This window comes from Streptomyces sp. SUK 48 (assembly GCF_009650765.1).
Lineage (GTDB): Bacteria > Actinomycetota > Actinomycetes > Streptomycetales > Streptomycetaceae > Streptomyces.
In genome coordinates, this window is the sequence record NZ_CP045740.1 from 2130431 (window position 1) to 2153122 (window position 22692).

Sequence of the window (22692 nt, forward strand, 5' to 3'; positions counted from 1 at the left end):
CCCCACTCCCCATATCTGGAGCACCCATGTCCACCACCAGTGGTTCGCCGCCCGTCTCGGGGCGGCTCGGTACCGCGCACATCCTGTTCCTCATCGTCGCCGCCGCGGCCCCGCTCTCCGCGATGGTCGGCACCGTCCCGCTCGCGTTCGCGTTCGGCGACGGGGCCGGAGTGCCGGCGGCGTTCCTGTTCGCCGGGGTGACCCTGCTCTGCTTCTCGGCCGGGTACGCGGTCAGCGCGCGGCGCACCGGCGGGTCCGGCGGGTTCTACGCCTCCGTCGCCGACGGACTCGGCAGACCCCCGGCGGTCGCGGCCGGGTACATGGCCCTGCTGTCGTACAACTGCGCGACCATCGGGCTGGCCGGCGCGCTCGGGTACTTCACCCAGCTCGTGCTCGCCGCCCATGGGCTGACGGTGTCCTGGGAGTGGTGCGCGGCGGTCGGGCTGGTGCTGACCGCGGTGCTCGGCTACCGGGAGATCGCGCTGAGCGCCCGGGTGCTGGCCCTGCTGATGCTGGGCGAGATCGGGGTGCTGGCGGCGCTGGACGTGTCGATCCTCGTCCGGCACGGGGTGCACGCGCTGCCCGCCGCCTCGTTCTCCCCGCACACCGCCGCGGGCCCCGGCGTCGGTGTCTCGCTGATGTTCGCGTTCGTGTCCTTCATCGGGTTCGAGTCGGCGGCGCTGTACGGCAAGGAGGCGCGCAACCCGGAGCGCAGTGTGCCCCGGGCGACGTACGCGGCCGCCGCGCTGATCGCCGGGTTCTACGCGCTGACCAGCTGGCTGGCGGTGGGCGCGATCGGCCCGGACCACGTGCGCGAGGTCGCCGGCAAGCAGATGGGCGACCTGTTCTTCGGGCTCGGCGACGACTTCCTCGGCTCGGCGGGCAGCACACTGCTCCAAGTCCTGCTGTGCACCAGCCTGTTCGCGGCGACGCTGGCCCTGCACAGCGCCGCCAACCGCTACGCCCAGGTCCTCGCCCAGGACGGGCTGCTCCCCCGCACGCTGGCCGCCGAGCACGCCCGGCACGGCTCCCCGCACCGGGCGAGCGTGTGGCAGAGCATGCTGACCGCGCTGGTGCTGGCCGGGTTCGCGGTGGCGGGCCTGGACCCGTACGCCGACCTGACCACCAGCATGCTCGGCCTGGGCACCCTCGGCATCGTCACCCTCCAGGCGCTGGCCGCGCTGTCGGTGCTCGGGCTGCGGCTGCGCGCCGGGCACGGGCACTGGTGGAAGGAGACCCTCGCCCCGCTGCTGGGCTTCGCCGGGCTCGCCACCTCCGTCTGGCTGGTGGTCGGCAACTTCGACATGCTCACCGGCTCCCCCTCCCAGGTGATCGCCGCGCTGCCCTGGCTGCTGCCGCTGGTCGCGCTCGGCGGGCTCCTCTACGCGGCCCGGCTGCGCGGCGCCCACCCGCTGCGCTACCGGCAGCTCGGCACCCGGCACACCGCCACCCCCGCCGCCCCCGACCTCACCCTCACCCCGTCAGGAGACCGCCATGCACGATCCCAATGAGCTGATCGAGGCCGGCGAGGACGCCAAGCGCCGCCTGGCCCGCCGCCGTTACGAGCTCGACCTGGACGCCGTGGGCGGTGCGCTGCGCGCCCGTACGGCCGCCAACGCCGAGGTGACCCGGCTGCGCACCGAGCTGAACAGGACGGCCAAGGCCCGCCGTTCGGGCCCGCCCAGCGAGGCCGAGAAGGAGGCTGCCCGCGCGCTGCGCGCCGAGGTACAGCAGGCGGAGGGCGTCGCCCGGGTGGCCGCGGCGGACCTGACCGAACTGCTGCTGGGCATCCCCAACCTGCCCCTGGACAGCGTCCCGGACGGCGACTCCGAGAAGGAGGCCGTGGAGGTGCGCCGGGGCGGTCCCGCGCCGCGCCCGGCCGAGGGCGCCCGGCACCACGCGGAGATCGGCGAGGCCCTCGGCATCCTGGACCCGCAGGCCGCGGCCAAGCTGTCCGGCGCCCGGTTCAGCGTGGCGCACGGCGCCGGGGCCCGCCTGGAGCGCGCCCTCGCCGACTTCTTCCTCGACCTGCACACCCGCGAGCACGGCTACACCGAGCAGTCGGTGCCGTACCTGGTCTCCCGGGACACCATGACCGGCACCGGGCAGCTGCCCAAGTTCGAGGAGGACCTCTTCCGCACCCAGGTCGGCGAGCGGGAGCTGTTCCTGATCCCGACCGCGGAGGTGCCGCTGACCAACCTGGTCTCCGGCGAGCTGCTGGACGCGCGGGCGCTGCCGTACGCCTTCACCGCCCGCACCCCCTGCTTCCGCGCGGAGGCGGGCGCGTACGGCCGCGACACCCGCGGTGTGCTGCGGCTGCACCAGTTCGAGAAGGTGGAGCTGGTGCGGATCTGCGCCCCCGAAGAGGCGCAGGAGCAGCTGGAGTTGATGGTCGGGCACGCCGAGGAGTGCCTGCGCCGGCTCGAACTGTCCTTCCGCACCGTGCTGCTGCCCGCGGGCGACATGGGCTTCTCGGCGCGGATGACGTACGACATCGAGGTGTGGCTGCCGGGCGGTGACGCCTTCCGGGAGATCTCCTCGGTGTCCGACTGCGGCACCTTCCAGGCGCGCCGCGCGGACATCCGGGTCAAGCGGGCCGACGGCCGCAAGTCGCCGGCCGCCACGCTGAACGGCTCGGCGCTGCCGATCGGCCGGACGGTGGCCGCGCTCTTGGAGCAGGGCGTGCAGGACGACGGTTCGGTGCTGCTGCCGGCGGCGCTCCAGCCGTACACCGGGTTCCGGCGCATCCTGCCGGGCGGCATCACCGAGTGACACCACGGGAAGGGGGCGGGTGCCGGTCCGGCACCCGCCCCCTTCCCGTGTGCGCGCCGTCAGGCGCCCATCATGTGCACCCCGCCGTCCACATGGACGATCTCGCCCGTGGTGCGCGGGAAGAAGTCCGAGAGCAGGGCGACGACCCCGCGGGCGGCCGGCTCCGGGTCGGTGAGGTCCCAGCCGGCCGGGGCCCGCCCGGTGGTCCAGACGTCGGCCAGTTCACCGAAGCCGGGGATGGACTTGGCGGCCATGGAGCGCAGCGGGCCCGCCGCGACCAGGTTGCTGCGGATGCCGAACTCGCCGAGGTCGCGGGCGAGATAGCGGCTGGTGGACTCCAGGGCGGCCTTGGCGACGCCCATCCAGTCGTAGTGCGGCCAGGCCACGGCCGCGTCGAAGGTGAGCCCGACGACCGAGCCGCCGCGCTGCTTGAGCAGCGGAAGGCAGGCGGTGGTCAGGGACTTGAGGGAGTACGCCGAGACGTGCACGGCGGTCGAGACGTCGTCCCAGGTGCCGTCGAGGAAGTTGAAGGCGCCCTGGGGGCCGAAGGCGATGGAGTGCACCACGCCGTCGAGGCCGTCGGTGTGCGCGCCGAGCCGCTCGGCCAGGGTGTCCAGGTGGTCCTGGTCGGTGACGTCCAGCTCGATGACGGGGGCGGGCTTGGGCAGCTTCGCCGCGAACCGCTCGATCAGGGAGAGCCGCCCGAACCCGGTGAGCAGCACCTCGGCGCCCTCCTCCTGGGCGATCCGGGCCACATGGAAGGCGATGGAGGCGTCCGTGACCACGCCGGTCACCAGGATGCGCTTGCCCGCGAGGATGCCGCTCATGCCGACACCTTCTTCGGCAGGGTGCTCACCAGCGGGGAGTCGTGGTCCTGGGGACCGGCCGCGCTGCCGCCGCCGGGCGAGCCGAGGGTGGCGAAGAAGTCGGCGTTGGAGGCGGCGTGGTCGTCGCCCCACTCCTCGGGCAGGTCGTCCGCGAAGTAGATGGCGTCGACCGGGCAGACCGGTTCGCAGGCTCCGCAGTCCACGCATTCCTCCGGATGGATGTACAGGGCGCGGCGGCCCTCGTAGATGCAGTCCACGGGGCATTCGTCGACACAGGAGCGGTCCTTGATGTCGACGCAGGGCAGTCCTATGACGTAGGCCATGCTCAACTCCTTGATCGATAGGGGTTGTTCACTTCAGGGACACACCGGTGGTGCGCTCGCCGAGGGACAGCACGGTGACGGCGAGGACGGCCATGGCGGCGGCGATGACGGCGAACAGCGCGCCGGGGCCGTGCGCGTCGAGGACCGGGAGCAGCGCGAACGGCAGTGCGCCGGCGCTGAGTTTGGACAGCGAGTACGCGGCGCCCGCGGCGGTGGCCCGGATCTCGGTCGGGTACTGCTCGGAGAGGTACACGTGCGAGACGCTGGAGAAGACGTTGCTGAACAGGGTGTAGGCGAAGCCGCACAGCACGATGAGCTCCGCGGACCCGGCGTAGGCGAAGCCGAGCCCCGCGACCACCATCGCGCCGGCCGAGAGGGCGACGAGGGTACGGCGCTCCATGCGGTCCACGATCGGCAGGACCAGCGCGGAGCCCACCGGGTAGCCGAGGAAGGACAGCGCGGTGAAGCCGAGTCCGGCGACGACGCCGTAGCCCTTGGCGGCGACGATCTGCGGGGCGAGGGTGCCGAAGCCGTAGTAGCCGACGACGGACAGGACGCAGAACACCCACAGCACGAGGGTGCGGCGCAGCAGTCCGGGCCGGAAGATGTCACGGAGGCGGGCCTGCCGCGCGGGGGCCCCGGTGTCCTGCCGCGGGGCGGGCGGCTCCAGGGGCAGTCCCGCTCCGGCCGCCTCGGCCTCCATGCGGGCGACCAGGCGGTCGGCCTCCTCGGTGCGGCCGGTGGCGGCGAGCCAGCGCGGGGACTCGATCAGCTGGCGGCGCAGCACCCACACGGCGGCGGAGCCGAGGGCGCCGAGCACGAACAGCCAGCGCCAGCCGGCCACGCCGAGCGGGGACAGCGGCACCAGCCACAGGGCGGCGAAGCCGACCGCGGGCACCCCGCAGAAGGCGAGGGTGTAGGCCCAGGCGATGAACCGGCCGCGCTTGGAGGCGGGCAGGACGTCCGCCAGGTAGCAGTCGGAGAGGGCCTGTTCGGCGCCGATGCCGAGACCGGCGAGGAAGCGGGTGACGATCAGCCAGGCGGCGTTCGGCGCGAAGGCGCCGAGCAGTGAACAGGCCGAGTAGATCGCCAGGTTGACCAGGAAGGCCCGACGCCGGCCGAACCGGTCCGCGATCCGGCCGAGCGTCAGGGATCCGATGAACTGGCCGACGAACGCGGAGGCCAGGACGAGTTTGAGCGAGGTCGTGCCGAAGCCGAAGTCGCTCTGCAGCACTTTTCCGATGGTGCCGGAGAGGTTGTTCTCGAAGGTGTCGAAGAACAGGCCGACTCCGATGACCGCGGTGAGTCTTCGGTGCAGGGGAGTGATCGGCATGCGGTCCAGGCGGGCGCCGATCGGGACGGGAGCGGTGCGACCGCCGGCCGCGGCGGTGGTCTGGGACATGGGGCTGGCTCCTTGGAAACTGCTGTCGCACGCTGTCGCTGTGCTGCTGGGGAAGGAACCGCCCGGGTCACCGGCGGACCCGGGCGTGCGGCCCGGGGGCCAGGTGTGGGGGTGAGGAGGAGGTGGACAAGGGGGGTGGGGGGATCAGGCCGCTTCCATGGCCTGGCGGCGGATCTGCTCGTCGACGTCACCGCGGCGCACCGGGGCGCTGACCTTGTGGAGGAAGGAGGCGACCTCGCGGTACGAGCGCCAGAAGCCGACCTCGTGGTACGGCACCCCGCGTTCGGCGCAGTACTCCATGGTCAGCTCGCGGGCGCGGGGCAGGCTCTTCTGCGGCATGGCCGGGAACAGATGGTGCTCGACCTGGTAGTTGAGGCCGCCGTACAGGAAGTCGATGAACAGGCTGGGGCGGATGTTGCGGGAGGTGAGCACCTGGCGCTGCAACCAGTCCAGGGTCTCCACCTCGCCGTCGCGGACCTCCATGCCCTTGTGGTTCGGGGCGAAGATCATGCCGAAGTACACGCCGAGGGCGGCGTGCTGGACGACGATGAAGGCGACCGCGAGGCCCGGGGACAGGACGGTGAAGACGCAGGTGAGGTAGACGGCGGCGCGCAGCAGGATGAGGGAGGTCTCCAGCAGCGGGCGCTTGGTCTTGCCGCCGGTGATGGACACCACCGCGGTCTTCAGCATCTTGAAGCCCTCGAGGACCAGCAGCACGAAGAACATCACGCTCTGGTAGCGCACCACGAGCTTCTGGGTGCCCGTGCGGGTCGGGTACTGCTTGATGTCGAAGATGGCGGTGCGCCGGCCGATGTCCGGGTCCATGTCGAGGTGGTTGGGGTTGGAGTGGTGCCGGTTGTGGTGGTTGACCCACCAGCCGTAGCTGACCCCGTTGACCAGGTTGGCGTGCACGTAACCGACGGCGGACGCGGCCTTCTTGCTGCGGAACATGGCCTTGTGACCGGCGTCGTGCCACATGAACGCCGACTGGCCGCCGCACAGGCCCATCCACACGGCGGTGAGCAACTGCCACCAGCTGTTGCCCAGTTCGAAGAACGCGGCGAACCCGATCGCCAGCAGGGCGGTGTTGAGGGCGAGCTTGCCCACGTAGTAGCGCGGGTCCAGATCGAGGAGGCCCTCGGCCTTGACCCGCTTGAGCAGTTCGGCGAAGGTGGCCGACGCGCCGGTGCGTTCGCCGCCCGGCGCGGCCGCGGCCACGGCTTCCTGTATGTGCGGACGCTGCATGCGTTGCTCTCCTTGGGAGAAAGTGCCCGATAGCGGGCGGCGGCGCCGCTGCCCCGCGGACCTGCGGACCGGCGGGCGCCGCGAGTCGACTTCAGCTCCCGCGTGGCGTCACCGCCGCGGGCTGTGGCCCGCCCGGCGGACCCGGGCGACGGGAGTACAGTGCGGCACTCCCGGACCCGGACCACCGGGCGAACGTAGTTCCAGCGTTCCGTGCACCACTGATGTGGCACTGATACCGGTCTGATCGGGCCAGGCGGGCCCCGACGGCCGGCACCCGGGCCGCCCGTCGGCCACTCAGGCGGTCGCCTCGGCGCGCAGGCGGTCGTCCAGGGCGCGCACGGCGGCGTCGGCGGTCTCGGCGACCTGGGCGTCGTCGGGGGCGCCGATGACGGCCATCAGCTGCTCGACCACGGCGTGCGAGAGGTCCTCGGTGGACTGGCTCATTTCATCGTCTCCTGTCGGTGCGGGGCGGTGTGGTGCGGTGCGGTGCGGGACCGTGCGGGGCGGGTGTCAGAACGCCTTGCAGGCACGGAAGATGTGCGCGAAGCCGGGCAGCGACGCCTGCGGCCCGTCGAAGGCGACGTACTCGGGGATCAGCACGTCCGGGGCCCACTTCTGCTTGTACGACAGCTGGGTCTGCGCCGGGTACAGCGCCGCGCCCTCGGCCCACAGGGCGTGCATCAACCACTGGAACCCCGGGCTGTGGCCGTCGAGTTCGTGTCCGGCGTCGAGCCCGGTGAACGGCGTGAAGCCGAAGTGCAGCCACTCGACGCCCTCGGCGCGGAAGACCTCGATGGCGTGCGCGTTGATGGCCTCCATCAGGCCCGGCGAGCCCTCGGGGATGCGCCGGCTGAGGTCGTGCATCCAGCCGGCCCGGCTGCCGTAGACCGGCGAGTACGAGATGTAGGCGACCGGCTCGCCGTCGATGGTGCCGCTGAACAGCCGGCGCTGCGCCTGGGCGGGCCCGCCGATCTGGCCGACCAGGAACTCCAGCTGCTGCGCGCCGCCCTTGGAGCCGAGCCACGCCCTGTCGATCACGGCGATGTCGTCGGCGACCTCGGTCGCGTCGACCTCCTGGATCTGGAGGCCGTTGCGCAGCGCGCGGGAGATCTTGTTGCGCAGCTGCATGAACTTGGTGCCGCGCAGCGTGAAGTCCGCGAGGCTCACCGCCCAGGAGGCGCCGATCTGGTTGACGACGCAGCCGCGCGCCGCGTACCGCTCGGCGTCGGCCCGCTGGAGCTGCACGCCGACCAGGCTCAGGCCCTCGTCGCGGACGTAGGTCCGGAAGGCGTCCAGGAGGGTGTCGTAGTCGCCCTCGGCCGCGAACGGGCCGCCGAACTGCACGGCCCAGCGGCCGGTGCGGCGGTAGACGACGACACCGTCCACGCCCGGGACGGTGAAGGCACTGTTTCCGCTGTTGAGAGCGAGGAAGGAACTCGGGTTCTCGCTCGTGGTGTGGGCTCGTACGGCGTCGAGAATCAGCCTGTCCGTACCGGTCTCGGTGGTGATCGCGGTCATTTCCTGACCCCTTTCGGGAGCGTTTTCCGTCAAAGGGAGTACAGCACCGTAACGTTGCCCCGGAAAAGAGCAGTTGGGCATTCATTTACCTGTGTCAGAACCGCGTCAGCATTCCGTCAGCCGTTACTGCCAAAGTAGTTGACGTGAACGGCGCCGGAATCCGGAGCCGGACACGGGGAGAGGTGCCCGGAGTGGCCGATCGGGGACCACGTGCACCGCGCTGGTCGGGCCCAACAGCCCACGCAGGTTCAAATCCTGCCCTCTCCGCCACGGCCGGAACCATGGCTGGACGCGCTTCCCGCCCCGGACGGTGGGACATCGCAGGCGTCCGTCCATGAATTCGGCACCACCAGCCGGTGCTCCTCCGAACGCATTCGGGCACCGGCACCACCCAGAAGCCGCCGGCCGCCCCCCGTCCCGGCGGAGCTAACGCCCCGGCGGGCCGCGGTACAGGTCGAGGCCCGCCGGGGCAAGGCGCGTTCGGACATTCTTTCTTTCACGGCAGCACCACTCCGGAAACACCGTCGGCGAGGAATTGTCATCTAGGGGGAAAGATATGCTGAGGTTCTCCGTTCTCGGAGCGCTGGAGATACGCACCACCGCCGGCGAGGCGGACGTGTGCGGCGATCTCCAGCGCACTCTGGTGCAGACCCTGCTGGTCAGTGAGGGCCGGCCGGTGTCCGGGGAGAGCCTGGCGGAGGAGATGTGGGGCGAGACCCTGCCCGACCATCGGGCCAACGCCCTCCAGGCGCACATCAGCCGGCTGCGGCGCAGGCTGCGGGCGCTGGAGCCGGACCGCCCCGCCTCCCGGGTGACCATCCATCCGGCCGGCTACCGGCTCAGCGTCGGCGAGGGCGAGCTGGACGCGGCGGAGTTCGTACGGGCCGTACGGCAGGCCGAGTCGGCCGGGCCCAAGGACCCGGAGCGCACCGCCCGGATGCTCGGCGAGGCCCTCGCGCTGTGGCGGGGCCCGGTGTTCGGCGGCTTCCCCGGCGGCACCATGTGCCAGCTCGCCGGGGCCCGGTACGAGGAGTACCGGATGCGCGCGATGGAACTGCGCTTCGACGCCGAACTGCGCCTGGGCAGACATGCCTCGGTGCTCGCGGAGCTGGCCGAGGCGCACACCAACCACTCGCTGCGCGAGCGCTTCTGCGAGCAGCTGATGGTCGCCCTGTACTGCTCGGGCCGGCAGGCCGACGCGCTCGACGTGTTCCGCCGGATGCGCCGCAGGCTGGACGAGGAGCTGGGCATCCAGCCGTCGCCCGCGCTGCGCAAGGTGGAGCTGGCGATCCTCTCGCACGATCCGGCGCTCACCGGCGATCACCTGGTCCCGACGGCGTTGCAGCCGGTGTGAGCGCGGGGGGCGGTCGGGTGAGCGCGAGAGGCGGTCGGGTGAGCGCGGGGGGCGGTCCGGGTGCGGCGGTGCGGACCGTAAGCGGCCCGTCAGTGCCCGGTCAGACCGCGTTGCCACGATCGTGTCCGGATCACCCCGGCGACGGTCCGGCGCGGGCAGCGTCCGATGTCACGTCACCTCACCACAGAGGCAGGCAGAGATGAAGTCCCATATCGCGGAACTGGCCGGCATACGCGAGAGCGTGCTCGCCGGCCCGAGCGAGAAGGCGACCGCGGCGCAGCACGCCAAGGGCAAGCTGACGGCACGGGAGCGGATCGAACTGCTCCTGGACCCCGGTTCCTTCCAAGAGGTCGAGCCGCTGCGCCGGCACCGGGCGACCGGTTTCGGCCTGGAGGCGAAGAAGCCCTACACCGACGGTGTGATCACCGGCTGGGGCACGGTCGACGACCGTACGGTCTTCGTCTACGCGCACGACTTCCGCATCTTCGGCGGCGCGCTGGGCGAGGCCCACGCCACCAAGATCCACAAGATCATGGACATGGCCATCGCGGCCGGCGCACCGCTCGTGTCCCTGAACGACGGCGCGGGCGCCCGCATCCAGGAGGGCGTGACCGCGCTCGCCGGCTACGGCGGCATCTTCCGCCGGAACACGGCCGCCTCCGGAGTGATCCCGCAGATCTCCGTGATGCTCGGCCCGTGCGCGGGCGGCGCCGCCTACTCCCCCGCGCTGACCGACTTCGTGTTCATGGTCCGCGAGACCTCGCAGATGTTCATCACCGGACCTGACGTGGTCAAGGCGGTCACCGGCGAGGAGATCACCCAGAACGGCCTGGGCGGCGCGGACGTGCACGCCGAGACGAGCGGGGTCTGCCACTTCGCCTACGACGACGAGGAGACCTGCCTGGAGGAGGTCCGATACCTCCTGTCGCTGCTCCCGGGCAACAACCGGGAGAACCCGCCGCGGACGGAGTGCTCCGACCCGGCCGACCGGCGCTGCGAGGCGCTGGCCGATCTGGTGCCGGAGGACGGCAACCGGCCGTACGACATGACGAAGGTGATCGAGGAGATCGTCGACGACGGCGAGTTCCTGGAGGTCCACCAGCGCTGGGCCCGCAACATCATCTGCGCGCTCGCCCGCCTCGACGGCCAGGTCGTCGGCATCATCGCCAACCAGCCGCAGTCCCTCGCGGGCGTCCTCGACATCGAGGCGTCCGAAAAGGCCGCGCGCTTCGTGCAGATGTGCGACGCCTTCAGCATCCCGCTGGTCACCCTGCTGGACGTGCCGGGCTTCCTGCCGGGCGTCGGCCAGGAGCACGGCGGCATCATCCGCCGCGGCGCGAAGCTGCTGTACGCCTACTGCAACGCGACCGTGCCGCGCATCTCGCTGATCCTGCGCAAGGCGTACGGCGGCGCGTACATCGTCATGGACTCCCAGTCGATCGGCGCGGACCTGACGTTCGCGTGGCCGACGAACGAGATCGCGGTGATGGGCGCGGAGGGCGCGGCCAATGTCATCTTCCGCCGCCAGATCGCCGACGCCGAGGACCCCGAGGCCATGCGCGCGCGGCTGGTCAAGGAGTACAAGTCCGAGCTGATGCACCCCTATTACGCCGCCGAGCGCGGCCTCGTCGACGACGTCATCGATCCCGCCGAGACCCGTGAGGTCCTGGTGCGGTCGCTGGCGATGCTCCGCACGAAGCACGCGGAGAGCCCCGCCCGCAAGCACGGCAACCCCCCTCAATGACGGAGGTCCCCATGTCCGTGTCCACGCCCTCCCCCACTCCCCCCATCCGGGTCGAGAGGGGCGAAGCCACCGCCGAGGAACTGGCCGCCCTGACCGTCCTCCTGCTCAGCCGCAGCGCCCTCGCGGGCCCCGGCACCGACGCGTCCTCCCCGGGCACGACGGCCTGGCGCCCGCACTCCTTCCACGCGCCGCACAGCTGGCAGCGGGCGTAACCCCCGCACGGCCCAGGGGGCGCACCACCGGTACGGGTGCGCCTGCCCTGGGCCCCGGCTCCGACTCCTGCTCCGGATGCGGCTTCGGCTGCGGCTGCGGCTGCGGCTGCGGCTGCGGCATCGGCTGCGGCTTCGGCTCCTGCGTGGCCGCCCCGGATCACCCCCGGACCAGGGTGACGTCCTGGTCGGCGGTGGCGTGGAACACCGGCAGCGGCACCAGCCCGACCGGGCGCAGTTCCATCACCGTGGCCTGGACGTGGGCCGCGCCGGGCCGGAGGGTCTCGCTGGTGACCCGGCCGGAGTTGGACCAGTTGTGCGTCATGCCGTCGCAGCGCGCGACGGTGCCGCCGATGCCGTGCCGCACCCGGGGGTCGCGCTGGCTGAGGGAAGACGTCACGAAGACCGGGCCGGTGTTGCCGGCGCAGCGGTAGGTGCCGGTCAGGGTGACGGTGCCGTCGGCGGCGAGACGGCCGACCGTGTCGACGGTGACGAACTCGCCGGGAGCGGCATGAGCCGGCACCGCGGTGCGGACCGATGCCGCGGCGTGAGCCGGTCCAGCGGTGAGGGCCAGCAGGGCGGCGCCACCGAGAACCGCGGCGAGGGCGGGGCGGACAGGCATGGATACCTCCAGGTTTGCACCGTTTCGGGGGTATCCACTGGTACCCGTCACCCACCCCTGCGGGCGTGACCGTCACCCGGGCGGTGGCGCGTCACGGCAGTACGGCGAACCCGTCCAGCTCCACGAGCGCCGTTTCGTCCCACAGTCGTACGACCTGAACGACGGCCATCGCCGGATAGACCCGGCCCGCCGCCTCCTGCCACAGCCGCCCCAGTTCCCCCGCCCGCGCGCGGTACTCGGCGATGTCCGTGGCGTACACCGTGACCCGGGCCAGGTCCTCGGGGGTGCCGCCGGCCGCGCGCAGGGCGGTGAGCAGATTGCCCAGGGCCCGCTCGAACTGCTCGGCCAGCGTGTCGCCGGTGATCTTCCCCGTGCCGTCGAGCGCGGTCTGCCCGGCTAGGAACACCACCTTGGACCCGGCCGCGACGACGGCGTGCGAGAACCCCGTGGCCGGGGACAGCTCGGGCGGGTTGACACGTTCGGTCGTCACCGTGCGTCCTCCTCGTATGCGGCGTACAACTCCTTGGCGATGATGCCCCGTTGGACCTCGCTCGCACCCTCGTAGATACGCGGCGCGCGCACCTCGCGGTAGAGGTGCTCCAGCAGATGACCGCGCTCCAGGGCGCGCGCGCCGTGCAACTGCACCGCGGTGTCGACGACATACTGCGCGGTCTCCGTCGCGAGCAGCTTGGCCATCGCGGAGCGGCGGGGCACATCGGGCGCGCCCTCGTCGTACGCGCTCGCCGCCGCGTACACCATCAGCCGGGCCGCCTCGGTGCGCAGCGCCATCTCCGCAACCTGGTGCGCCACCGCCTGGAGGTCCATCAACCGACCCTTGAAAGCCTGACGTTGACGCGTGTGTGCCACGGTCGCGTCCAGTGCCGCCTGCGCCATGCCCACCGCGAACGCCCCGACGCTGGGCCGGAAGAGGTTGAGCGTCCCCATGGCGACGGCGAAGCCCCGGCCGACCTCGCCGAGCACATCGTCTGAGGTGACGGGCACGGCGTCGAAGTCGAGCGCGCCGATGGGGTGCGGGGAGATCATCTCCAGGGCGCGGCCGGTGAGTCCGGGCCGGTCGGCGGGGACGAGGAACGCCGTCACGCCCCGGGCGCCGGCCCGCGGCCCGGTGCGCGCGAAGACGGTGTAGAAGTCGGCCTCGGGCGCGTTGGAGATCCAGCACTTCTCCCCCGTCAGCCGCCACTCCCCCGCCCCGCGCTCCTCGGCCGCGAGCGCCAGCGCGGCCGCGTCCGAACCGGCGCCCGGCTCGCTCAGCGCGAAGGCCGCGACCGCACCGCCGTCGGCGACCTTCGGCAGCCAGCGCTCCCGTTGGGCCGGGGTGCCGTGCGCGTGCACGGGGTGGGCGCCGAGCCCCTGGAGGGCGAGGGCGGTCTCCGCCTCCGTGCAGCCCTGCGCCAACGACTCCCGCATCAGGCACAGATCGAGCGCGCCGGACGTGAACAGCCTGCCCAGCAGGCCGAGTTGACCGAGCGCCGCCAGCAGGGGCCGGTTGACACGGCCGGGGGCGCCCTTGTCGGCGAGCGGGCGCAGCTCCTCGGCGGCGAGCGAGCGCAGTCGCGCGCACCAGGCCAGCCGATCCGGGTCGAGTGAGAATGCGGGCACTGCCGGTCCTCCCTCCGGGACGGACCACGGCGACCGTCCACCCGTACGACGTTATCGCGCACAGTTGACTGCCGTCACCAACACGATACGCTCGAACCGCGAGCCCGCCAGGAATGCCCGTCCGGACGTCCGTCACGGCAAGGGGGCAAGGCCATGCATCTCTCGGCGCATGTGGACACCTTCGCGCGCGACCACCTGCCGCCGCCGGAGGACTGGCCCGAGCTGCGCTTCGACCTGCCGGAGCTGCGCTACCCCGCCCGGCTGAACTGCGCGGTGGAGCTCCTCGACCACGCCGACGGCGCCCGCCCGGCCTTCCGCACCCCGGACGGGCCCGGGTGGACGTACGCCGAACTGCGCGCCCGGGTCGACCGGATCGCGCACCTGCTCACCGGCGAGCTGGGCGTCGTCCCCGGCAACCGGGTGCTGCTGCGCGGCCCCACCACCCCCTGGCTCGCGGCCTGCTGGCTCGCGGTGCTGAAGGCGGGCGCGGTCGCGGTCACCGTGCTGGCCCAGCAGCGCCCGCACGAACTGGCGACCATCTGCGAGATCGCCCGGGTGAGCCACGCGCTGTGCGACGCCCGTGCGGTGGACGACCTGGCGAAGGCCGAGATCCCCGGGCTGCGCATCACGACGTACGGCGGCGACAGCCCCGACGACCTGCTGCGCCGCACCGCGCCCGCGACCCCCTACCCGGCGGTCGACACCGCCAGCGACGACGTGGCCCTGATCGCCTTCACCTCGGGCACCACGGGACGCCCGAAGGGGTGCATGCACTTCCACCGGGACGTGCTGGCCATCGCCGACACCTTCTCCCGGCACGTCCTGCGCCCCCGCGCCGACGACGTCTTCGCGGGCAGCCCCCCGCTCGGCTTCACCTTCGGCCTCGGCGGCCTGGTGATCTTCCCGCTGCGGGCCGGCGCGAGCGCCCTCCTGCTGGAACAGTCCGGCCCGCGCCGGCTGCTCCCCGCGATAGCCGAGCACCGCGTCTCCGTCCTGTTCACCGCCCCGACCGCCTATCGCGCGATGCTGGACGACCTGGACGGCCACGACGTCTCCTCGCTACGGCGCTGCGTGTCGGCCGGGGAGAACCTGCCCGCGGCGACCTGGCGGGCGTGGCACGAGCGCACCGGAGTGCGGATCATCAACGGGATCGGCGCGACCGAGCTGCTGCACATCTTCGTCTCCGCCGCCGACGACGGCATAAGACCGGGCGCCACGGGCGTGCCGGTGCCGGGCTGGCAGGCGCGGGTGCAGCGGCCGGACGGCACCCCGCTGCCGGACGGCGAGCCCGGACTGCTGGCCGTGCGCGGCCCGGTCGGCTGCCGCTATCTGGCGGACCCCCGCCAGCGCCAGTACGTGCGCGGCGGCTGGAACATCACCGGCGACACGTACATCCGCGAGGCCGACGGCTACTTCCGCTATGTGGCCCGCGCCGACGACATGATCATCTCGGCCGGGTACAACATCGCGGGGCCCGAGGTGGAGGACGCCCTGCTGCGCCATCCGGACGTGATGGAGACGGCGGTGGTCGGCCGCCCGGACGCGGTCCGCGGTCAGGTGGCGGTCGCCTACACGGTGCTGCGCGAGGGCGCGACCCGCGACCCGGAGGCGCTGCGCGCGTTCCTGACCGCCGAACTGGCGCCGTACAAGTGTCCGCGCGAGTTCGTCTTCCTGTCCGCCCTCCCCCGCACCGCCACCGGCAAGTTGCAGAGGTTCCGCCTGCGCATCCCAGGTGACCAGCAGTGATGCCGACGACCTAAGATGATCATCGTGTCCGAGCAGCACGCCCCCAGATCCCTCATCGTCACGCTCTACGGCGCGTACGGCCGCTCCCTGCCCGGCCCGGTGCCCGTCGCCGAGCTGATCCGGCTGCTGGCCGCGGTCGGCGTGGACGCGCCATCCGTCCGCTCCTCGGTGTCCCGCCTCAAGCGCCGCGGCCTGCTGCTGCCCGCCCGCACGGAGGCCGGTGCCGCCGGATACGAACTCTCCTCCGAGGCACTTCAGTTGATGGAGGACGGCGACCGCCGCATCTACGCCGCCGCGCCGCCCGAGGACGCGGGCTGGGTGCTGGCGGTCTTCTCGGTGCCGGAGACGGAGCGCCAGAAGCGCCATGTGCTGCGCTCCCGCCTGTCCGCGCTGGGCTTCGGTACGGCCGCCCCCGGCGTCTGGATCGCCCCGTCCCGTCTCTACGACGAGACCGAACACACCCTGCGCCGCCTCCACTTGGACCCGTACGTCGATTTCTTCCGCGGCGACCACCTGGGCTTCGCCCCCACCCCGGAGGCGGTCGCCCGCTGGTGGGACCTCGCCTCGATCGCCAAGGAGCACATCCGCTTCCTGGACACCCACGCCCCGCTGCTGCACGCCTGGGAACACCGCGCGGACACCCCGCCGCAGGACGCCTACCGCGACTACCTGCTCACCCTCGACTCCTGGCGCCACCTGCCGTACACCGACCCCGGCCTGCCCACCGACCTGCTCCCGGCCGACTGGCCGGGCGTGCGCTCCTCGGAGGTCTTCCGGGCGCTGCACGAGCGACTCCGGAACGCGGGCGCGGAGTTCGCGCGACAGCAGCCCTGAACCTTCGCCGGCCCGCTGCCGCTCGGGCCGCGGGCCGGGGGCGCTCAGCCGGAGCCGACGAGAGCCGCCCTTGGCCCGACGTCCTGACGCCCCTCAGATCCGGCCGCCGGTCAGCCGGGTGATCGGTCCGAGGGTACGGCGCCCGGCCCGATGCCCCGCGAGGTACGAGGCCGCCCCCAGCGCCGACAGGCCGACACCCGCCCCGGCGGCGATGGCCTTCCGTCGGGCGACCACGGTCCACGCCGTCTTGGCGAAGCCCACGGCGTGCCCCGACGCGGCGACGACCGCCTCCCGGCCGGCCTGCACCCGCTCGGCCGTACCCCGCACCACCGAGGCGCCCGCCCCGGCCGCACGCTCCGCCACCCCGGCGGCCTCCGAGGCCACCTCGTCCGACTTCTCCGCCGCCTTCCCGGCCGCCTTCGCCGCCGGCGCGGTCACCTTGGCGGTCGCCCGCCGGGTCTTGTTCACGGATGCCTTGTTGGTGCCACTGTTCGTCTGAGTCATGAACTCCGCGTTGCCGCTGGCGCGGAGGGCAAACACATCCGGACGGAAGCCGGGACCTGATGACTCCTCGTTCGAGGCCGGTGACTCACCTCAGCGGGCCACTGTTGACGGTTGATCGGGACCTTGAGCCGGCTCCAGCCAGAGACCCTTTAAGGTAAACAGCGCTGTGGCCGCATGGCCTCTCCGGACCATGTCAATACTGTTCAACATGGAGTCTGAGCACCATGACGCCCTGGCTGAGGCCGACGGCGAGACGGCCATCGGCCTCGATGACGGAGAATGCTTCCCGGCGTACGGGGATATTGAGCACCGGTCGTAGGTTTTCGTCTGCCCACAGGCCCACGCAGCGCCCGGTCTGACCAGCGCTCGCGAGCAGCTCCCGACTCCCGAACTCTACGCGGCTGACACTGTTCACCCACCCGTTGTGCAGCTCCCGCGCATTGACCCTGTGGCCCGTCTCGGGATCCAGGACCCACACCGAACCGACGCCCCAGCTGTCCTCCTCGTCCGTGCTCACTTGCCGTTTCACCACCAGGAGATCTTTGCCGCCCGTGTCGAGTGCGCACAGGCATCCCATTTCAGCGTCTGGGATCCGCAGGGAAAAGATCACTTTCGACTGGCCCACATCCCACACGGTGACCGTGCCGAAGTCGTCCATCACGTTACTTTGAAGGACTCCAAGCCCGGCGCCGCCTCCAGTACGGAGACCACAGAGGTCATCAACTCGTCCCAGGTCACCGCCATCAAAGCAATTGATCCGCTCCCCGGACGACGGATCCAAAATCAGAACCCGATTTGCATTTTCCTCACTGAAAGCCAATGCGAGGCACGTCCTGCCACTCACATTAATCGGAGAAATTTTCCGAGGCCAGCCCTCGATCTTAATTTCCTTGACTGCCTCCGATACGGGATCCCAGACCTGGAGCGCCCCCTCTTTCAGACTGCCGCTGGCGATGGCCAGACAGGAACGGTCGTCCACCTGTACCATACATAGATCCAGAACGCGAGCATAAGGGGCGCCTACCACCTTAACGAGTTCACCCGTCGCGATGTCGTGTATCCGGACAGCACCGGGTAACCCATTGTCGGCGAGAGCCTCGCGATCGCCGAGCCTGAGTGTGCACAATGAATCGACCCAACCGCCCGCTTCGTCGTAACGTTGAGCAACCGGTTGTCGGTCGAGGTCCCAGAGGCGCACGGTGCGGTCCTCGCCAGCACTGGCCAGAAGCCATTCACCTTCCGATCGCACCCCGCACACATCTCCCACCCAGCCGTCATGGCCTTCCAGAGAGTGAGTCCGCACACCTGTGACCGGATCCCAGATCACGATGGTCCCGGCCTCCTCCTGACCGTATCCGGCTACCACAAGAGGACCGTGGGCGCTGTGCACAGTGGCGAGAGTGAAAATGTCGCTTTCTTCCATGCCGTCGAGCAGCCGGATGGGCTTTCCGCTACAAGGGTCGAGGAGCAGGATGTCTTCTCCATGATTAGTGGCCAGAAGAGGTCCGTCCAGGCAGGGCACCGCGGTGAGCTTTCGGCTGAACAGGCTGCTACTGCACGCCGAGAACACCCGGACCGTTTTCCCGGTCGCTGGATCCCACACACGTATCTGGTCGTACTTCTTCGAGCGTTGCGCAACGCTGATCGCCAGCAGTGGACGCTCGTTCTCGTCAAAAGCACATACGCTGTTGATACGACTGCCCCGGGTGCGGAAAGTACGCCGAGCCTCTCCTGTTCGAGGATCCCAGATCGTCAATCGGCCGTCACGTCCGGCACTCACCAAACAGGGGTGGGACGCCATGTCGACGACGCACAGATGGTCGATCGGCGCGTCATGACCCTTCATCTCACGGACGACGACGCCGGTCTCCGGGTCCCAGAGTCGCACGGTGCCATCGCTTCCAGCGCCGGCCAGCAGCGTGCTGTCATCCACTACCACCCCGCACAAAGCCCCAACCCAGCTTGAATACCCACCAAGGCTGCGGACGGCTTCGCCCGTCACCGCGTCCCAGAGCCGAATGGATTGCTCGTCAGCGCTCGCGACGAGGCTGCGCTCAGCAGTACGCATCGAACAGAGCGCGTTCACCTGCTTGTTGTGTCCCTCGAAGACGGCCACCTCCAACAACGGTGGTGCGGTCGACCAGAGGGCCTGGTAGGGAGCCGCCTTGTCGCTGTGCCTGTACGTTGTTCCAAGGTCTTCCTGTACCTCGGTCACACTGAACAAGGCCGCCCGTTCGGATGCCGTGGCGTCGAGGGCGCGCGGTGTCCGTCGTAGTAGCTCTGCGCGCTGACGGCCGCTGCCCGTGACCGCGGAACGCGCTTGCGGGATGAGGCGACGCAGGTCGGCGTGGAGCAGGTATTCGTCCTCTTGTAGCAGCCGGTCGATCATGCCACCGCGTTTCGCGTGCGTGGCCAGGGACCGCAAGAGATAGCGGGGTGCGTTTACCCAACCGCGCTCAACTCCCTCCTCGATGAATGCGCGTGCGATGGCCAGCTCGTCCGAGGCGAGCAGCGCCAGGTCGGCCCGTGAGGCACGCAGTGCGTCGTTCAATGCTTGATGGAAGAGTCGGAAACTGATGTCGGGCGAGTCGTCAGTGGTGGACTCGAGGAGAAAGTTCGCCGCAGAGGACCGTGCGAAGGCGAGCAACTCGTCCTCGGCAGGAGCTGTCCGGAACAGTGCGGTGAGAGCTGTCCGCCACAGACGGGGCGGAAGGCCAGGGCTTTCGGCGTGTGCGAGCGGGATGAGTAGTTTCTCGGCAGACAGCCCCGCGAGGTCGGGCAGATAGCGCAGGTATTCGCGCAGCGAGGTCTCCACCGTCACCGGGAAGGACACCTCGTCCAGGTCAACGGCCTCTGGATCATGCATTCCGTGTGCCCGGGCTACCAGCCCGGCCACCAGGAAGTTGCCGTCGGCCAGTTCGGCAATACGTTCCGCGACCGGGAAGGCCAATGCACCGTCCGCGTAAGGGTTCCTACCACGCTCGTCGCCCCGGAGCTGAAGCGTGGCCAACGCATATGCGACCAGATCCGAGTGCTCTGAAAGTTCAGGTCCGTTGAGATCGAGGACCCGCGCCGAGTGTCCGAAGCTGGCCAGCAGGTCGCCCGCGTCGTCACGACGTCGGGTTCCCACTACCAGGCGTGCTCCTGCGCCTGTGCACGTCTCCGCGAGGGGTACCAGTATGTGGTTGATGATGGCACGTGCATCGGCCGGTGAGGCCGCTTCGTCGAGTGCGTCGATGACGAGTGCGAAGGAACGGGCGGGGCGTTCCTGCAAGACTTCCCGCAAGAACGGTGGCAGATCGATGACCTGGCTCGGCAAAGCAGTGGAAGCGGCGCGGGCGATTTCCTGAGCCACCTCCAAAGCGGTCTTGCCCTTGGCGTGCACAGCGCAGGCTACGGCTCCCAACGGCGCGCGTAGAGCCGTGTCATATGGCGGCAGCGACGAGGCGATATCGGGGTCCGCGGTTGTGATGACCCGGCCCAGCACCGCAGACTTGCCGGAGCCTGGTGTGCCAGTGACTACCAGCACCTTGCGCTGAGGTGGAGCGGCGCTGATCCACCGACTGATCTCACCCAGTACAGCGGTACGGCCTTGGAACCGAAAGCCGCGTTCCGCGTCGGTGTTCACCCCACGAGCGCGCGGTCGCCAGTGCCTCCCGGCTTCCAGATCGGTGTTCAGGGACCAGCCCCATGCGGACAGGGCCGGCTCGTCGGCGGCTTCAAGCGACCACTCAGTGAGCTCACGCAGCTTCTCAGCCGGCAGAAGCCGGTCGATCTGGCGCACGGTAATGGCCAGCGCATCCCCCGTGCCGCTGTGCGCCTGCCCTATCAGACCGACAACGGCTTCGTACGCCGCCGACCACACAGCGGAACCACTGTAACCGCCTTTGACCGGATACCGAGACCGATGGGCATCGAGTCGCATCCAGCCGTGCCCGAGCGTCTCTCCCACGTCCCCGCTCGCGGAATTGCCGAGTACTCCCTCGGGAAAGCCGAACGACCACCACTCCGTGCCGACCAGATCGCCGGGAGCCGCTCGCCTCAGCCGTGCTGCGAGGTCCTTGGGCAATTCCTCGGCAAGGTGCAGCACCGCCGCGTCCCGGACCTCGTGGACACCACCCGGAGGCAGCACCACATCAGCAACCTGGACACGGTGATCGACGGCCTCCTCGGCCTTGGGAAAGGCAGCCCACAGAACTCCGCTTCGCTCCCAGACCGTCTGCACCACATGAGCGCAGGTCAGCACGCGCCGCTCATCGATCAGAACGCCGGAGCCCAGCGGGCGCATGTCCTGCTCAGTGGCGTGGAGCGCCGCCACCCAAGTGTCGCGTTGGGGCCGGATTCCTTGCGAAGTCGCCCTCATGACCGGGGAGCGTCTTGTTCCGTCACGGTCTGTGGATTCCAGGTAAGGGCGATCTCGAAGTTGGCCTCAGTGGCCGCCCTGGCCACGACCCAGTTCGCAGTGCCGTTGACCTTGATGCCGAATTTGACCTGTACCTGATCCGGCTGCAATGCGGCGACTCTGGCCAGCACGGTTCGAGCGGCTTCGACCGCAGGACCCACTGCCTCCCGGACTCGTCCGGCCGCTTCGTCCGCGCTGACGGGATGCCAGTCTCCCGTCGGCTCGACCTCGAACTGGACCGCCGTCTCGTCGTCCAGCAAATACGACACGATCTGCGTAGTCACTCCGCCCCCCTCACCACGCGTGAGCGAAGATTCTACTTGGCGTTTCCGGCTCGCCGCCCGGAGCTTCTCCGTCCGGGGGCGAACAGGCTAGGCCGCCCTGGGGCGTGGCCTGCGGGTGTGCGGGGCGGGTGGCTGGGCGTCGTCCGGCGGGAAGGTGTCGGCCTCACCGAAGTCGGGGGCCTGGAAGGGGTTGGTCGCCGGCGGCGGGGAGGCCGCGGTGGGGCAGCGGGGCTGCCCTTCCGGAGCGGAGAACAGCGAGGAGGAATCGATGGGAGGGCTCTCTTTCGTGACAGGTCCCCGAGTGGGGTCCTGGGGTGCCGTGACCGGGCACCGCGGTACTACAGCTTGGTCATCTTGCTGTACGGGCTCAAGATCCGCATCTGCGAGGAGCCGAAGTCCACCAGGGCCGCGACGCCCTCCTCGATGCCGATCACCCGGCCGAGGCCGTACATGTCATGCGTGACCTGATCACCCAGGGCGAAGTGCTTGGGAACCGGTGCGACCGGGGCCTTGAAGGGGCTCGTCGGCAGGTGTCGCTTCGGCGCAGGAGGCTTTGTCATGGCTCATTATGCGCCTTCGCGCAACCCGTTCGCTGTGGTCGTCGGCACAATTCCGGGCCGGCGGACCCGCATCACGCCGCTGACCTGGTGTTTCGTGCGGCGGCGGGGAGAAAATGGACCGCAGGTCTAAGCTCACGGGTGGCGATCAGCCGGGGGTCGGGCCATGGGGGGCGTGCGTGATGGTGAGGCGGGGTGCGGTGCCGCGCGGTCTGCGGTTCGGGATACGGGTCGGGGTGATTCCGGCCGCCTTCTGGGGTGTGCTGTTCCTGGTCCTGACGGTGGCCTCGGCCCGGTACGGCCCGCTCGCCGTGCTCGGTCGGGGCCTCATCGTCGTGGTGGGCAGCCTCGGGGTGGGCGCACTGCTCGGCGTGGCGACGGGAGCGGTACTGGCGGTCGCACCGGACTGGCTGGTCTCCCGCGGTCCGCTTCGGGGAGTGCTGGCAGCGGTCGTCGCGGGAGGGCTGTTCCAGGCCGAGGTGGTGCTCGTTCTCGTGGCCATGTACGGCGGCTACGGCCAGACCCTGCTGGCCTTTCTGGCGACACCGGCGGTGGCCGTCGCGGCGGCGGCGCACAGCGGCGACATCGCGGGGCGAAGCCGCCGCCACCCCTGGCTGTGGTCCCCCGGCACGGTCCGGACCCTGATCGACCTCGCCTCCTCGCCCGGGAGTTGGGAAAGCAAGGGACGGCGGCTGCTCCGCATGCTGTGGTAGCCGGGAGCAGCGCCGT

General features: G+C 70.6%; 21 protein-coding genes and 1 pseudogene. 9 read left to right on the plus strand and 13 right to left on the minus strand.

The genetic code is table 11. From position 1 onward, the window contains the following. Window positions 1–26: 26 nt before the first annotated feature. A complete protein-coding gene (locus GHR20_RS08990) occupies window positions 27–1511 on the plus strand; it encodes an APC family permease (RefSeq protein ID WP_153812883.1) in 1485 nt (494 codons plus the stop codon). After that, entirely contained in the window at window positions 1495–2772 is a 1278-nt protein-coding gene (gene serS, locus GHR20_RS08995) for a serine--tRNA ligase (RefSeq protein WP_111580940.1), read from the plus strand. Before GHR20_RS08990 ends, serS begins: the two co-directional genes overlap by 17 nt. 59 nt (window positions 2773–2831) lie before the next feature. On the opposite strand, the gene fabI is transcribed toward serS, so the two are convergent. From fabI to GHR20_RS09020, 6 genes are all read right to left on the minus strand, one after another. Then, the gene (gene fabI / locus GHR20_RS09000) at window positions 2832–3599 is read right to left on the minus strand and encodes an enoyl-ACP reductase FabI (protein WP_037654306.1); all 768 of its coding nucleotides are present in this window, start codon (window positions 3597–3599) and stop codon (window positions 2832–2834) included. Further along, a complete protein-coding gene (gene fdxA / locus GHR20_RS09005; RefSeq protein WP_111580939.1) occupies window positions 3596–3922 on the minus strand; it encodes a ferredoxin in 327 nt (108 codons plus the stop codon). The genes fabI and fdxA overlap by 4 nt, the downstream gene beginning before the upstream one ends. 28 nt (window positions 3923–3950) lie before the next feature. Further along, window positions 3951–5324 carry an MFS transporter gene (locus GHR20_RS09010; protein WP_111580938.1) on the minus strand — a complete coding sequence of 458 codons (1374 nt, stop codon included), beginning with the start codon at window positions 5322–5324 and terminating at the stop codon, window positions 3951–3953. A gap of 144 nt (window positions 5325–5468) precedes the next feature. Then, window positions 5469–6569 (minus strand): acyl-CoA desaturase, encoded by a 1101-nt coding sequence (locus GHR20_RS09015; protein ID WP_111580937.1) that lies wholly within the window; start codon window positions 6567–6569, stop codon window positions 5469–5471. A gap of 294 nt (window positions 6570–6863) precedes the next feature. Then, window positions 6864–7013 carry a hypothetical protein gene (locus tag GHR20_RS36735; protein WP_164932611.1) on the minus strand — a complete coding sequence of 50 codons (150 nt, stop codon included), beginning with the start codon at window positions 7011–7013 and terminating at the stop codon, window positions 6864–6866. Between the two features lie 66 nt (window positions 7014–7079). Continuing rightward, entirely contained in the window at window positions 7080–8087 is a 1008-nt protein-coding gene (locus GHR20_RS09020) for a DUF2156 domain-containing protein (protein WP_111580936.1), read from the minus strand. A 176-nt stretch (window positions 8088–8263) separates the two neighbouring features. Here GHR20_RS09020 and GHR20_RS09025 point away from each other — a divergent pair. The 4 genes and pseudogenes from GHR20_RS09025 to GHR20_RS09040 all read left to right on the plus strand — a co-directional run bounded on the left by GHR20_RS09025 (window position 8264) and on the right by GHR20_RS09040 (window position 11397). Further along, window positions 8264–8357, plus strand: a pseudogene (locus tag GHR20_RS09025). 286 nt (window positions 8358–8643) lie between these two features. Continuing rightward, window positions 8644–9441 carry an AfsR/SARP family transcriptional regulator gene (locus GHR20_RS09030; protein WP_148026790.1) on the plus strand — a complete coding sequence of 266 codons (798 nt, stop codon included), beginning with the start codon at window positions 8644–8646 and terminating at the stop codon, window positions 9439–9441. A 211-nt stretch (window positions 9442–9652) separates the two neighbouring features. Next, window positions 9653–11185 (plus strand): acyl-CoA carboxylase subunit beta, encoded by a 1533-nt coding sequence (locus tag GHR20_RS09035; protein ID WP_187279280.1) that lies wholly within the window; start codon window positions 9653–9655, stop codon window positions 11183–11185. 11 nt (window positions 11186–11196) lie between these two features. After that, a complete protein-coding gene (locus GHR20_RS09040; RefSeq protein ID WP_148026147.1) occupies window positions 11197–11397 on the plus strand; it encodes an acyl-CoA carboxylase subunit epsilon in 201 nt (66 codons plus the stop codon). Between the two features lie 157 nt (window positions 11398–11554). Here GHR20_RS09040 and GHR20_RS09045 read toward each other — a convergent pair whose 3' ends face one another. The 3 genes from GHR20_RS09045 to GHR20_RS09055 all read right to left on the minus strand — a co-directional run bounded on the left by GHR20_RS09045 (window position 11555) and on the right by GHR20_RS09055 (window position 13636). Further along, on the minus strand, window positions 11555–12016 hold the full coding sequence (locus GHR20_RS09045; RefSeq protein ID WP_153812884.1) for a DUF6299 family protein: 462 nt from the start codon (window positions 12014–12016) through the stop codon (window positions 11555–11557). A 91-nt stretch (window positions 12017–12107) separates the two neighbouring features. After that, complete coding sequence (locus tag GHR20_RS09050; RefSeq protein ID WP_148026149.1) at window positions 12108–12506, minus strand: RidA family protein; 399 nt, start codon at window positions 12504–12506, stop codon at window positions 12108–12110. After that, entirely contained in the window at window positions 12503–13636 is a 1134-nt protein-coding gene (locus GHR20_RS09055) for an acyl-CoA dehydrogenase (protein ID WP_153812885.1), read from the minus strand. Before GHR20_RS09055 ends, GHR20_RS09050 begins: the two co-directional genes overlap by 4 nt. Window positions 13637–13789: 153 nt before the next feature. Between GHR20_RS09055 and GHR20_RS09060 the strand changes: the two genes are divergently transcribed. Both GHR20_RS09060 and GHR20_RS09065 read left to right on the plus strand, forming a co-directional pair. Continuing rightward, entirely contained in the window at window positions 13790–15382 is a 1593-nt protein-coding gene (locus GHR20_RS09060; protein WP_153812886.1) for an AMP-binding protein, read from the plus strand. A 15-nt stretch (window positions 15383–15397) separates the two neighbouring features. Then, window positions 15398–16216: a PaaX family transcriptional regulator C-terminal domain-containing protein gene (locus GHR20_RS09065; protein ID WP_153812887.1), complete on the plus strand. Its 819-nt coding sequence runs from the start codon at window positions 15398–15400 to the stop codon at window positions 16214–16216. 93 nt (window positions 16217–16309) lie between these two features. Here the strand turns inward: GHR20_RS09065 and GHR20_RS09070 are convergent, their stop codons facing one another. The 4 genes from GHR20_RS09070 to GHR20_RS09085 all read right to left on the minus strand — a co-directional run bounded on the left by GHR20_RS09070 (window position 16310) and on the right by GHR20_RS09085 (window position 21966). Then, a complete protein-coding gene (locus GHR20_RS09070) occupies window positions 16310–16720 on the minus strand; it encodes a hypothetical protein (protein ID WP_146609724.1) in 411 nt (136 codons plus the stop codon). A 193-nt stretch (window positions 16721–16913) separates the two neighbouring features. Beyond that, window positions 16914–21038 carry a trypsin-like peptidase domain-containing protein gene (locus GHR20_RS09075; protein WP_194858849.1) on the minus strand — a complete coding sequence of 1375 codons (4125 nt, stop codon included), beginning with the start codon at window positions 21036–21038 and terminating at the stop codon, window positions 16914–16916. Window positions 21039–21079: 41 nt separating this feature from the next. Then, the gene (locus tag GHR20_RS09080) at window positions 21080–21406 is read right to left on the minus strand and encodes a CU044_2847 family protein (protein WP_194858850.1); all 327 of its coding nucleotides are present in this window, start codon (window positions 21404–21406) and stop codon (window positions 21080–21082) included. 338 nt (window positions 21407–21744) lie between these two features. Next, the gene (locus GHR20_RS09085; RefSeq protein WP_046422025.1) at window positions 21745–21966 is read right to left on the minus strand and encodes a hypothetical protein; all 222 of its coding nucleotides are present in this window, start codon (window positions 21964–21966) and stop codon (window positions 21745–21747) included. Window positions 21967–22145: 179 nt separating this feature from the next. Here GHR20_RS09085 and GHR20_RS09090 point away from each other — a divergent pair, with 179 nt between their 5' ends. Further along, a complete protein-coding gene (locus tag GHR20_RS09090; RefSeq protein WP_148026159.1) occupies window positions 22146–22676 on the plus strand; it encodes a hypothetical protein in 531 nt (176 codons plus the stop codon). Window positions 22677–22692: the final 16 nt, after the last annotated feature.